Origin of the sequence: Neptuniibacter pectenicola (assembly GCF_001597735.1) — a bacterium.
GTDB lineage: Bacteria > Pseudomonadota > Gammaproteobacteria > Pseudomonadales > Balneatricaceae > Neptuniibacter > Neptuniibacter pectenicola.
Genome location: NZ_LUTS01000001.1, coordinates 105,030 through 117,691, shown reverse-complemented (window position 1 = coordinate 117,691; position 12,662 = coordinate 105,030). Strand labels below are relative to the sequence as shown.

At 45.0% G+C, this 12,662-nt stretch carries 13 protein-coding genes; 9 read left to right on the top strand and 4 right to left on the bottom strand.

Annotation, left to right across the window (positions count from 1 at the left end; genetic code table 11):
- Positions 1–23: 23 nt before the first annotated feature.
- Complete coding sequence (locus A3773_RS00505; protein WP_231902103.1) at positions 24–497, bottom strand: cell division inhibitor SulA; 474 nt, start codon at positions 495–497, stop codon at positions 24–26.
- A 2-nt stretch (positions 498–499) separates the two neighbouring features.
- Positions 500–1,102, bottom strand: a complete 603-nt coding sequence (gene lexA / locus A3773_RS00500; RefSeq protein WP_067981603.1) for a transcriptional repressor LexA — start codon at positions 1,100–1,102, stop codon at positions 500–502.
- Between the two features lie 120 nt (positions 1,103–1,222).
- On the opposite strand from lexA, the gene dinG reads away from it, so the two are divergent.
- The 5 genes from dinG to A3773_RS00475 are packed head-to-tail and all read left to right on the top strand — an operon-like array spanning position 1,223 to position 6,525.
- Complete coding sequence (dinG, locus tag A3773_RS00495) at positions 1,223–3,379, top strand: ATP-dependent DNA helicase DinG (RefSeq protein WP_331709161.1); 2,157 nt, start codon at positions 1,223–1,225, stop codon at positions 3,377–3,379.
- Between the two features lie 29 nt (positions 3,380–3,408).
- Entirely contained in the window at positions 3,409–4,842 is a 1,434-nt protein-coding gene (gene rhlB, locus A3773_RS00490) for an ATP-dependent RNA helicase RhlB (protein WP_067981599.1), read from the top strand.
- Positions 4,805–5,026: a hypothetical protein gene (locus A3773_RS00485; RefSeq protein WP_067981598.1), complete on the top strand. Its 222-nt coding sequence runs from the start codon at positions 4,805–4,807 to the stop codon at positions 5,024–5,026. The genes rhlB and A3773_RS00485 overlap by 38 nt, the downstream gene beginning before the upstream one ends.
- A 21-nt stretch (positions 5,027–5,047) precedes the next feature.
- Positions 5,048–6,076, top strand: a complete 1,029-nt coding sequence (locus A3773_RS00480) for an NAD(P)H-dependent glycerol-3-phosphate dehydrogenase (RefSeq protein WP_067981596.1) — start codon at positions 5,048–5,050, stop codon at positions 6,074–6,076.
- 11 nt (positions 6,077–6,087) lie between these two features.
- Positions 6,088–6,525 (top strand): histidine phosphatase family protein, encoded by a 438-nt coding sequence (locus tag A3773_RS00475; RefSeq protein ID WP_067981594.1) that lies wholly within the window; start codon positions 6,088–6,090, stop codon positions 6,523–6,525.
- On the opposite strand, the gene A3773_RS00470 is transcribed toward A3773_RS00475, so the two are convergent.
- Complete coding sequence (locus tag A3773_RS00470) at positions 6,473–8,281, bottom strand: PglL family O-oligosaccharyltransferase (protein WP_067981592.1); 1,809 nt, start codon at positions 8,279–8,281, stop codon at positions 6,473–6,475. The two genes, A3773_RS00475 and A3773_RS00470, sit on opposite strands and share 53 nt — an antisense overlap.
- A gap of 103 nt (positions 8,282–8,384) precedes the next feature.
- Between A3773_RS00470 and A3773_RS00465 the strand changes: the two genes are divergently transcribed.
- The 3 genes from A3773_RS00465 (at position 8,385) to A3773_RS00455 (ending at position 11,034) form a co-directional block, all read left to right on the top strand.
- Positions 8,385–9,230, top strand: coding sequence for an alpha/beta fold hydrolase (locus A3773_RS00465; protein ID WP_067981590.1), 846 nt, complete (start codon positions 8,385–8,387; stop codon positions 9,228–9,230).
- Positions 9,231–9,308: 78 nt separating this feature from the next.
- Positions 9,309–10,127, top strand: coding sequence for a DUF4892 domain-containing protein (locus tag A3773_RS00460; RefSeq protein ID WP_067981586.1), 819 nt, complete (start codon positions 9,309–9,311; stop codon positions 10,125–10,127).
- Positions 10,128–10,149: 22 nt separating this feature from the next.
- Positions 10,150–11,034, top strand: a complete 885-nt coding sequence (locus tag A3773_RS00455) for a patatin-like phospholipase family protein (protein WP_067981585.1) — start codon at positions 10,150–10,152, stop codon at positions 11,032–11,034.
- 20 nt (positions 11,035–11,054) lie between these two features.
- Here the strand turns inward: A3773_RS00455 and A3773_RS00450 are convergent, their stop codons facing one another.
- Positions 11,055–11,609 carry a Smr/MutS family protein gene (locus A3773_RS00450; protein ID WP_067981583.1) on the bottom strand — a complete coding sequence of 185 codons (555 nt, stop codon included), beginning with the start codon at positions 11,607–11,609 and terminating at the stop codon, positions 11,055–11,057.
- A gap of 65 nt (positions 11,610–11,674) precedes the next feature.
- Between A3773_RS00450 and prmB the strand changes: the two genes are divergently transcribed.
- Positions 11,675–12,601 (top strand): 50S ribosomal protein L3 N(5)-glutamine methyltransferase, encoded by a 927-nt coding sequence (gene prmB, locus A3773_RS00445; RefSeq protein ID WP_067981582.1) that lies wholly within the window; start codon positions 11,675–11,677, stop codon positions 12,599–12,601.
- The last annotated feature ends 61 nt before the right edge of the window (positions 12,602–12,662 follow it).

The window sequence follows — 12,662 nt, the reverse complement described above, 5'->3', positions numbered from 1 at the left end:
ATTTGGTTACGTTAATGGGGCTCTCAACTATGTTGTCTGCGTCTAATCACGATGCCGTGGCTTTGGCCTTGTTTGGCCGCGCTTTCTAACTCATTGAGTTCTTCTTCTGACAGGTAACCAGGCCACGAGATTACGGAATGGCTGGTTCCTGTGCTTAATGCTTGTTTTGCTAACGCAAACGTACTGTGTTTGTTGTCTGGGTTGAGTAAGATAACTTTATTTAAATCGATGCCGGCATCCGCGAGAAGTTGTTTAGGTAACAGTACAGGGGGAGCGATCCAGACAAACCATCGATCATCTTGGCTTAGTTGAGCCAGTAATGGCATCAACATTGGGATGTTAGAGAAGTTATTATTTTGTACTACAATTTCAGTGACACTTCCGGCTAACCCTGATCTTGATGAGTGGGGTTTCACAGGAAGGGAGGTAACCTTAGATGCTACTTTGCTTTTGAGTAGGACAGGTGGAACCTTGATATTTACTGGAAGTGCCATCATTTTTAGTTACCTCTGCGAATTACGCCAACGCTTAAGCCTTCAATTGCAATATCTTGCTCTTTTAAATCAACAATAATCGGGTCGAATTCTTCATTTTCGGCGATAAGATAGACGATGTTTCCCTCTTTCTTAAAGCGTTTTACGGTTACTTCATCTTCAATTCTTGCAACGACAATCTCGCCGTTTTTTGCCGTATTGCATTGGTGAACAGCCAGTAGGTCACCGTCCATAATGCCAATGTTTTTCATGCTTTCACCTTTTACACGAAGCAGATAGTCCGCTTTCGGCTGAAAAAAGTCAGAGGATATAGTGCAGTGATCCTCAACATGGGCTTCGGCTAAGATGGGTGACCCTGCGGCGACTTGACCGATAATAGGAATACCTAAATCAGCTTCGAGTTCAGGAAGCCTAATACCTCGTGAGGTGCCAGGAATAATTTCAATGGCGCCTTTGCGGGCAAGTGCTTTCATATGCTCTTCAGCAGCGTTCGCTGACCGGAAGCCTAAATCTCGGGCGATATCGGCACGGGTGGGTGGATAGCCCGTTTCGCCGATGTGTCGCTTAATGCATTCTAGAACTTCGGTTTGTCGTTTAGTTAGCTTCATAATTTTGTCTGTTTGTTTATACAGTACGTGTATTTTTATACAGTATTTTGTATTTGTAAAGAAACTTATGTTTTTTTATACAGTGTTTTTTGTTTTTATCTGCTGTGAACTGTTAGAATCGTGCTTGGACATTTAATCGTAAGCTCGGTACCTCCTTTGTTAGATAAGCAACTTAAACAGTCAATACAGCAGGCCTACAGTACTTTTTTAAGTAATCGTGGGCTCCAGTCCCGTTATGGTCAAAAAATGATGATTGCTGAAATCGCGCGGACGTTGGCTGGGATTTCTCAAAATAGCGAAGGGGAGCGTAATGGTGGTTCTCATATAAGTGTGACGGAGGCGGGAACGGGGACAGGTAAAACCTTGGCTTATCTTTTGGCGGCGGTTCCTATCGCGCAGCAGCGTAAGAAAAAAGTGGTTGTATCTACTGCGACAGTTGCTTTGCAAGAGCAGCTGATAATGAAGGACTTACCGCAGCTGGTAACGGATGCGGGTGTAAGCCTTACCTATGGTTTAGCAAAAGGGCGTGGTCGATATTTTTGTGTTTCCAATGCAGAAAAAGCGTTAGAGCAGCAAAATGAGCGGGGCCAGATTGCGCTTTATGAGGATGAGGCGGCACAAACAATCGATCCATCGGATATCGCTCAGATCCAATCGTTGCTCAACTTATATGCATCCGGTGAATGGGATGGTGATCGTGACGGATTAAAAAACACGGTGGATGAGCCTATTTGGCGTTTGTCGACCAGTGACCATATGCAGTGTACTAATCGGCGTTGTAGCCATTTCTCTATTTGCCCTTTCTTTAAAGCGCGACAAGAGTTAGACCGTTGGGATCTTATCGTTGCGAATCATGATTTAGTGTTAGCGGATCTATCGTTGGGAGGCGGCGCGATTCTTTCTGCCCCAGAAGATACGATCTATGTTTTTGATGAAGGGCATCATTTAGGGAGTAAAACCACGGGCCATTTCTCATATAGGTTACGTATTAAGTCGAGTCAACGTTGGTTGGCTAAAGCGACGCGTTCTCTAAATAAACTGCTCAATGATACGTCTGAGCATATGGTGTTGCGAGGCTACGTTGAAAAGATGGCAACGCCGTTTGCTGATATGGAGCGGGCGCTGGATGCGTGGCAATTATTGTTACAGCAATTGTTGGCAGATAAGTTACAAGGGAACAGTGATCGTTACCGTTTTGCGCAAGGGGTTATTCCTGAGCCTTTGCAGTTGATCTGTCATGATTTTGCGAATGCTGCAGAACGGGTTGTACTGAAACTCGATCAGATCGTCGATCTATTAAAAGAGGCGATGGATGGCGAGTTAGCGGATATTGATAGAACGATTGCGGAGAAGTGGTATCCGCAAATGGGTATTTTTCTTTCCCGTATGCAGGGGATGTTTGGTTTAGCGCGCTCTTATGCTTCGCCGGATGAGAGAGGCGGGCTGCCAACGGCGCGTTGGGTATTACGTATTGATGGGAACGATGGCCTTGATCTAGAATGTTGTAGCAGTCCCGTATCTGCCGCTGTAACCTTACAAGAGCACTTGTGGTCACAATGTTATGGTGCAGTGGTAACCTCAGCCACCTTAACCGCGCTGGGTCGTTTTGATCGATTGTATACGGACTTGGGGATTCCAGCAGATAGCCCGTGCGCTATTTTTCAAAGCCCGTTTAACTTTAATGAAGCGGCTGAATTGCGTGTTCCGGCTATGCGTACGGACCCGAGTAACCCTAACGATCATAGCGGGGAGTTGGCTGAAATCTTATTAGCCACGTTGCCTAATGAAAAATCGACTTTGGTGTTATTCAGCTCTTGGCGACAGATGCGGTATGTTCTTGAGCAGATGCCTGATAAGATGGTTGCCAATATTTTGGTTCAAGGTGACCTTGCAAAGCATGAGATTTTGCGACAGCACCGTGAACGTATAGATAATGAACTGCCAAGTATTATTTTTGGACTTGCCTCATTTGCTGAGGGGGTCGATCTACCAGGTGATTATTTAACACACGTGGTTATCACTAAACTACCGTTTGGTGTGCCGGATGATCCTGTGGATGCTACTTATTCAGAATGGATTGAGTCCCAGGGTGGAAATCCGTTTGCTGAGTGGGTTATACCTATGGCCTCTATGCGTCTAACTCAGGCGACAGGGCGATTGCTTAGAACTGAAAAAGATCAAGGTATAATTACACTGCTTGATCGACGTTTTATTACGCGTCGTTATGGTAAGCAGCTATTGGCAGCGTTACCGCCTTATAGGCGAAATTTTTCTTAGGATATATTGAATTGACTATAGATAATACAATGGATATGCACGAAAAAAATGAGACCGAAGCGAAGGATAAATCTGTACCTTCTCACACATCACGGTCGGATAATGACAGCGCTGCATGGAGCCCCGATCAAGTAAATGTTCCGGAGGTTGAAGGGAAGCAACGTTTTTGTGATTTCAATCTGCCTGATACCGTGCTTCATGCGATAGCTGATCTTAATTTTGAGTACTGTACTGGGATTCAAGCTGCAACAATCCCCGCCGCACTTGAGGGTAAAGATATTATTGGTAAAGCGCAGACCGGTACCGGTAAAACTGCTGCTTTTCTGCTCGGTATCATTACCGATTTGCTCGACTTTCCTATTGAGGAAAAACGTCGTTTAGGTGAACCGCGTGCTTTAATTGTTGCGCCGACCCGCGAGTTAGCGTTACAGATAGCCGATGATGCTGAAAATCTAGCAAAGTATACTGATCTGCATGTGGTTAGCCTTGTCGGTGGTATGGATTACGATAAGCAGCGTCAGAAACTGAAGAAGAAACCGGTTGATATTCTGGTGGCGACGCCAGGGCGTTTGATCGATTTTGTGAACCGTAAAGATGTAGATCTGTGGAATGTAGAGATACTGGTTCTTGATGAAGCCGATCGTATGTTAAGCATGGGCTTTATCCCTGATGTACGTACTATCGTCCGTAATACACCACGAAAAGGCACTGATCGTCAGACATTGCTTTACAGCGCAACCTTTACTGATGATATCTTGAGCTTAGCGGAGCAGTGGACACTTGATCCGGTTGTGATTGAGATCGCTCCAGAGATCAGAACCACTGATAATGTCAGCCAAACGGTCTACCTTGTGGCCGCGGACCAGAAATACCGCTTATTGCGCAATTATATGGATAAGGATCAGGCTGAGAAGGTTATTGTTTTTGGTAACCGCCGTGATGAAACGCGTCGATTAGCCGAAAAACTATCTAAAGATGGGATTAAAGCGGCCCTGATGTCAGGTGAAATTCCACAGCAAAAACGCGTACGCACGTTAGAAGATTTCCGTAACGGGAAGATTCAAGTGCTGGTTGCGACGGATGTGGCAGGGCGTGGGATTCATATTGATGGTGTGACTCATGTTTTTAACTATCAATTGCCCGAAGACCCTGATGATTATGTTCATCGTATTGGACGTACAGGCCGTGCGGGTGCAGCTGGAGCGTCTATCTGTTTTGCGTGTGAGGATGATTCTTTTCTTATTCCAGAGATTGAGGCAGAAACAGGGGTTAAGTTGAACTGTATTCATCCTGAGCCTGAATTGCTGAAAGAGCCTAATACCACCGCTCGTACGCCTAAAGCTGAACCGCCCGCTCCGCAAGAAGTAGACCTACAGACTGAAGTTGTCAGCGACGATAGCGAAAGTGAAATTAATGGAAGTGACGATGCAGCAGGACACACACAAGACAAAGCGTCTAGCTAATATTATTGCGGTCGTATTTAGTGCGGTGATTGCCGCATTAGGTGTGGCCGGTTATCAACGTACAGATGATCCTTTACAGTTGATGCTTTTTTTAGGCTTAGCGTGTTTAGGGTACTTCATTGTCCTGTTGTTGTTTAAAGGCATTAATAAAATGCTGGATAGCTTGGACGATTCTGTTAAATAAGTTCTGTAGTGGAAAAAAATCATGTCTCAGATACGTAAGGTGGCCGTTCTTGGTGGGGGTAGCTTTGGTACCGTTATCGCAAATATGGTGGCGGAAAACGGTTCTGATGTTCGTTTGTGGTTAAGGGATCCTGTGCTCGCGGATGAGATTAATCAGCAGCATGAGAACACCCGTTATCTTCCTGGTTATTCCCTTTCGCGGAGTTTGCTGGCCTCAACGTCGTTAAAAGATGTTTTGTCAGACGTAGATCTGGTTTTTATCTCCATTCCTAGCCAATCCTTTCGGCAGGTTATTCAACAAGCGCGCCCTTTCTTAAAGGTAGATCAGATGCTGGTGTCTACTACAAAAGGGATAGAGGCTCATACCTTCCGTTTAATGAGTGAAATCCTTCGGGAGGAGATGCCTTCTGCGCGTATTGGTGTCCTTAGTGGGCCCAACTTGGCGAAAGAGGTGGCTGCGAAGCAGTTGACTGCTACGGTTATCGCTAGCGAATGTGCAGAGCTTCGTAGCGAAGTGCAGGCCCGCCTCCATTCATCCTATTTTCGTGTCTATGCAAGTTCTGATACTTATGGTGTTGAGCTGGGGGGCACGCTGAAAAATATTTATGCGATCGCCGCAGGTTTAAGTGCTGCCCTTGGAATGGGGGAGAATACTAAAAGTATGCTGATGACGCGGAGCTTAGCTGAGATGAGCCGGTTTGCCGTTTCTATGGGGGCTAACCCAATGACGTTTATTGGTTTGGCAGGCGTTGGTGATCTTATTGTGACCTGTATGTCTCCTCTAAGTCGTAATTACCGTGTCGGTTACGCTTTGGGCGAAGGAAAAAGCCTTGAAGAGGCTGTAGAAGCCCTTGGGCAGGTAGCTGAAGGTGTCAATACGATAAAGCAGGTTAAAGAAAAAGCATCTGAAATGCAGATATACATGCCGCTTGTTTCTGGTCTCTATGAAGTTGTTTTCAATAAAGCACCGATAGCTGAAGTGGTGAAAATGCTGATGATGAGTGAACAGAGTACCGATGTAGAGTTTGTCTTACCTCGCGAAGGCTTATGAGGTTTTTTTTGATGCGCCACGGTGAGGCTGAGTCTTCAGCATCATCGGATGCGGCAAGACGTTTAACGCCTTCAGGGGCTCAATCGGTCATTACACGTATCCAGTACAATGCTGAACGTCTGTCGAGCGTAAACCGTGTTATCCACAGCCCTTACCTTCGAGCGATTCAGACCGCTGAATCAGTCGCTCATGGGTTGAATCTAACGGCGATGGTCGACTCTTCACTTTGGACGCCTGACGCGGACCCTTTGACCGCGCTTGAGTCTTTAGCTGACCATATAGATTCTACACCGCTCATTGTTACCCATATGCCTCTTATCTCGTATGTAGAAGCGTTGTGCTGCGAAGGTGCAATCGCTTACCCTCGCTCATTCTCCTGTGCTGAGATCGCCGAGATCAAGGTTGAGTGGCCTGCGGCTGGGCTTGGGAGCTTAGTGCGTCGTTTTTAGCTTGGCGGGCTTTCTTATCTTTTTTGTGTAGCACGGCTTGCAGCTCTAGCAACCCTTTGTGTATAGGAAATGTACGTAAGGCTTGGTCGAGAACGGCATCCCTTTCTTCTGTGTTTCCTACAATATCGTAAGCAATGGCTAAGTCACGATAAGTAACAATAGCGGGAGTTGTTGTTAGTGAGTTTTTAGCCCAGTTAATATAATCCTGTGCTGGCTTTGTATTATTCTCTGATATACCTATCAGCATATTACGCCTTAAAATAAGATACGTTGTATATTCCCTAAAATACGCTGATTCGAGAGGTGAGCGTAGGTATTGGGGCTGACTTTGTTTGTATTTCAAATAACTGACGATACCTGCATTCGCGATTTGCGTTTGTACTAAACTTGTCGTAGTAAAAATAGAGATCGCCATAAAGCTTATAGGTATAGTGCGTTGGGCTGATGTCGATAGTCCATTGATTGCTATTGATTTCTTACCATGTTGATGGGTAAGAAATAGAAGGAAAAGGAGTAAAAACCAAGGGGTGTTGGATATATAAAAAGGGAGTTCTACTTGGGTATGAAGTGTTAACGGAAATAATAACGAAGCATACCCCCATCCTCTTTGCCAGCCTGTTTTAAAGAGTTGTATAAAGGTATAAACCGCAGCCGCGAGTATACCAATGATTGATACTATGCCCCCTTCAACTAACCAAAAGATCAACTCATTATGGGGGTGGCTAAAGCGGGGAGCTGATCTAAGACTATTGCCTTCCTGTTTTTGGTATTCTCGTCGCTCTTCTTGGAATACTTTTTGAAAACTGCCTAGGCCGTGCCCAATAAGAGGGGCTTGGGTGAAAATATCCCAAGAAAGAGTATATATATGCCATCTAACATCGGCGCTAACCCCTCCAATCGCTCTATCTACCTTATTTACTGTATCCTCGAGTCCGCTTTTGCCTAAAACTCCACCTAGAATAGTTGCTATCGTGAGTGCCAAAAAGATAGCTTTTGTTTGACGAAATAGTTTCCAACGACCGATCACAAGACATATTAAACCTAAGCTTGCACCGAGTAGCCCAACGCGTGATCCGCTGATAGCAATATTGTAACTTACGGTTAACGCCGCAATGATTAAGGTTGCTTGTGTTAAAAAACTAAAGCTACGAAGCGTTGGCCTAGATGCTAAATAGTAAGTAAGCAGTAAAAATGTAGCCATAAATGAAGCTTGTAAATTAACCTGTTGAAATATGCCTATTGGTGAATGTTTTGTGCTGACAGGCATAAAACTACCCAAATTGGCAGCGCCTGTTTGTGTTTGAATAACCCCGTAGGTGGCCGCGATTAAGCCCATGGCCATGAGAATATAAAGGCTGCGTTCGATATGTTTAGATGTAAGCTGGAATTGGAAGAGACTGATTAAAAATAGATAACCACCTAAGATAACGGACAATCTAACAATCCACTCGGTTGGGTTATTGTTTTCAGCAATAAATCCCGTTGCTAAGGCGCCTATAGGCAGTAGGGCTAAACCTAACCAGTATTTGGGTAAAATAATCTGTTGGTTTTTATAGATGAGAAAGCTAGCGCTGGCAATGATCCAGCTGGCAACAATCCATAGCGCGCTATTGTGGGGTATAAAGAGCCCTTCTCCACCGAGATTAGGTTGATAGTAGAAGGGGGCAATTAAGAACAGGCAGCCAAACAGGACAAAAAAAAGTCGCTGTGGTTTTTTTAAGCTAGGGTCATGTTCTAGTTGCTGTCCTAAGATCATCGCACTTTCCTTTTTGATACTTATTTCTGTAGAAGATCTTACCCGAATTTCTGTTTATAGTATGTAAATAGCTTTGCTAATCAGCCAATTAGTGAGAACGTTCATGTCACAGTGTCGAGAGTATTTAGTCAGCGCGGGGGGGTATAACATCGCGATAACGGAATATGGGAACCCTAAAGGGCGACCCGTATTAGCCTTGCACGGCTGGTTGGATAATGCGGCCAGTTTTTATGCCTTAGGCGAGTTTATCTCTGAAGTGCGTTTTATTGCGGTAGACCTTGTTGGGCATGGCCATTCTGATCACCGTCCCGCAGAGATGCCTTATTATATCTGGGATAATGTGACGGATCTTTACCGGTTGATTAGCGCACTTGGTCTGGAGCAGGTTGATTTAATTGGCCACTCGATGGGGGCGAGTATCGCGATGATGTTTGCTGCAAGCTTCCCGCAAAGGGTTGATAATTTAATGTTTATTGATGGATTGGGACCCTTGTTTTATGAGGCCGATACGCTACCAATGGATTTTTCTGATGCGATAACGAAGAGAGAACGGATGATCTCGCGCGTGCTGAAGCCTTATGGGAGCTTTGACGTGGCGGTTGAGGCGCGGGCGAATGGCCGGTGGCCGGTATCCAAGACGGCGGCAGAGAAGTTAATGGCGCGGGGGTTGACGCATACGGATAAGGGCTACATTTGGAATAATGACCCTAAGCTACTCTTACCCTCTTTAATACGCTTGAGTCCTGAGCAAATACGCTCTTTTATTCGAAAAGTTAAATCTAACGCTATAGTTATAATAGGTGAGACGGGGGCACGCGATAGCATCATCGACCCTTGGCTGGATGATTTGACCGATGCAGAGGTTATTGAATTAGAAGGTGGACACCATCTTCACTTGGATCTTCCTATCGCTCAGTTGTTAGCGGGTAAAGTAGATCGTTGGTGTTGAACAAAGGGTAGATGGTGAGCGATTGTCGGCGGGTCGGTTAGCGTCGTTATTATTTGTAGACGAATTGGGATAAATATTATGCGAACCTTGGTTGTTTTTTTATATATTTTGTTTTGTTCAGTGTATGCATCAGCAGAAACAGATCTTCCTAATTCAAGCGATTATCCTCAGCTTTTGCGTTTTCCTGGTTCCTATATCGTTCAATATGATCAGGGTGATGAAAACTATCGACTTGTTCTTGGCAGCCTACAAAAGGTTAACGGGGTTGTTATACCTGAGAAGGAGCAACGTTTAACCGGGTGGCTAACACAGATCACCTATCGTATACCGGAGCCAAGTACGCCCGATGAAGCGTTCTCAATGTTTGAGGCGCAGTTGACTAAGCGTGGTGCGACTACGCTCTTTAAATGCAGTGGACGGGATTGCGGTAGTAGTAACCAATGGGCGAACACTATTTTTCGTTATTCACGTTTATACGGGGTCGAGGAGAGTCAGTCTTTTGCCGCGTTTCGTTTAAATAATAAATATGTCTCCTTGTATGCGGTTGAGCGTGGTAATAAACGTGTTTACCTCCGACTCGATGTTTTAGTCGAAAATATTATGGGGCTGGATGGACAAGTCGGTGAGGGGGATGGAATACCATTCACGGGAAACGCGTCAGAACTGCAAGCACTCGTGGCCTATCTGAACGCCAATCCAGAGCAGAACGTGTGGTTAGTTGGGCATGACCTTTCAGGCCAAACACGGCAGCAGCAATTGGATAAGGCGAAAGAGAAACTGTTAGCTTTACAGTTACGCTTGATCGAACAAAACATCAGTTCAGACCGTATCAATGTATATTCCTTGGGTGGTTTTGCCGCAACGTCGAGTGCTGAGATTTTAGTCTTCATCGAATAACTTATAGGTGTAGAGGTATGTTATGGCAACAGTCTCGCTGGTTTTAGGTAGTGGTGGTGCACGAGGCTACGCCCATATAGGTGCGATTGAAGAGATAGAACGTAGGGGCTATGAGATCGTATCGGTCTCTGGAAGTTCTATGGGGGCACTTGTGGGAGGTATGTATGCTGCGGGCAGGTTGGCAGAGTACAAAGAGTGGGTGTTATCGCTGAACTGGATGCGGGTGGTAAAACTCTTAGACTTTACCTTGTCTAAAGGGGCGATTCGAGGGGATCGGATCTTTGTTAAGTTGGCTGACATTTTAGGCCCCCGTTTAATTGAACAGTTGGATATTGATTTTACGGCAGTGGCCGCTGATATTGCCCATCAAAAAGAGATTTGGTACCAAAAAGGACCGCTTCTTGATGCCATTAGAGCTTCGGTTGCCGTGCCTGGTTTATTTACGCCAGTTATTAAGGAGGGCAGAGTGCTGGTTGATGGTGGCATTCTCAATCCTCTACCTATTATCCCTGTAGTGGCTGCTCAAGCAGACCTGATTGTTGCGATTGATTTAAATACCGGTGACGCTAGCCACAGCCATTTAACCCTGCCGCGTAATCAATATTTAAATCGCAGCGGTGTGAGTGATGAGTGGAATATGCCGGATCAAAACCACCTTGACGATATCTTTACGCAGAAAGTCGATAAGATTGGTGGTCGAATGGATATATTGCTGAACTCAGTGGAGGTGATGCAGGCGAGTTTAGCTGAGTATAAAATTGCCGGTTATCCGCCTGATATCGTGATACGTATTCCTAAAAACTTATGCAGCTTTTATGACTTTCACCATGCTCTTCCTGCCATAGAGTACGGTCGACTTGCTGCGCGAGATCGGTTGGAGGCGTTTGAAACGGGTGAGCCACTGTAGTGGATATTAACTACTTACGCTTACTTGTCGCGTTTTAGTAATACATATAGTGCACCAGTGCCGCCATCTTTCGCTTGGGCTGAACAGAACGCAAGCACCCCCGGTAGTCGTTTTAGCCATTCATTAACGTATGATTTAATCATGGGTTGCTCACTGCCTGATGAATGAGCTTTCCCATGAATAACAATGGCGCAGCGACATTTGTTTCTGCGGGCATCAAAAATAAACCGACTCAGTTGATCGCGGGCTTGATCAACGGTATAACCATGAAGGTCTAATCCTTGTTCCCAAGGTATATGGCCTTGTTTCAGGCGCTTTAAAAGCTTTAATTGTACGCCTGGATTTGCAAAAACAAGCTCTTCAGTGGACTCAACGAGTGCAACCGCCTCATCAGATAAACCATCAATCACTTTATCGTCTTCCAGCGTTGCGGCTTGGCGTCGATAATGGTTATTAAGCTTATCTTTAGTTTTTTGGGCTGAAAGGTCTGCTTTGTCATGCTTATGTTGTTGGACACCTTTCATTGCTTCAAAAAATGATAAGGCTTCATTTTGCTCATCAGGTTGGTCTTTCATGGTGTTCCCAAGCAATATTTATTAGTATGGCGGTCTTTCATTAGTAAATTATCGGTCCAGAGTGTATGAGTGATCAACCCTTGTTTTCTAATTCAGTGAAAAATGAGTTACATAGCCTTAGAGATTACATCCGTTTTGCGATGAGTCAATTTGGCGAGCACCGAGTGTACTTTGGTCATGGGACGGATAACGCGTGGGATGAAGCGACACAGCTAGTCTTGGCCGCTGTTCATTTGCCGTGGAATACTAATCCCGCTGTGCTCGATGGTCGTTTGGCTGAAGATGAAAAAGAACAGGTGTTAGATTTCATTAAGTTACGTGCATTGGGCCGAAAACCGCTGCCTTATATTACCCATGAAGCATGGTTCTGTGAACTGCCTTTCTTTGTTGATGAGAGAGTACTGATTCCTCGTTCACCTATCGCTGAATTGATTAAAAATGAGTTTTCTCCTTGGTTAAGAGAGGGCACAGTGAATCGTATATTAGACCTGTGCACCGGGAGTGGGTGTATTGGTATTGCGTGTGCATATGCTTTTCCTGAAGCGGAGGTTGATCTTGCGGATATCTCTAAAGATGCGATTGATGTGGCCAATATCAATATTGAAAAACATGACATGGTTGATTGCGTCCATGCGATTGAGAGTGATCTGTTTTCAGGTTTAAGTGGTATAAAGTATGACCTGATTGTGAGCAATCCCCCTTATGTGGATGCGTCAGATCTAGCCTCTATGCCAGATGAATATGGCCATGAACCTGAATTGGCGTTAGGGTCAGGTCCCGATGGTTTAGATATCACCCGTAGAATATTACGGGAAGCATCAGATTATTTGACGGAGGATGGGTTGCTTGTTGTCGAAGTGGGTAATAGTGAAGTGCACCTCATGAAGGCCTATCCAGAGTTGCCAATTATCTGGTTGGATTTTGAGGAGGGTGGAAATGGTGTCTTTACAATTACTGCCCAAGAGTTGCGAGAATACAGAGATAGCATTTAATTTGTTATACTCGCGTGCTTCATTTTTATATATGTTTTTTAGTTTCTTAATGGATCGATAC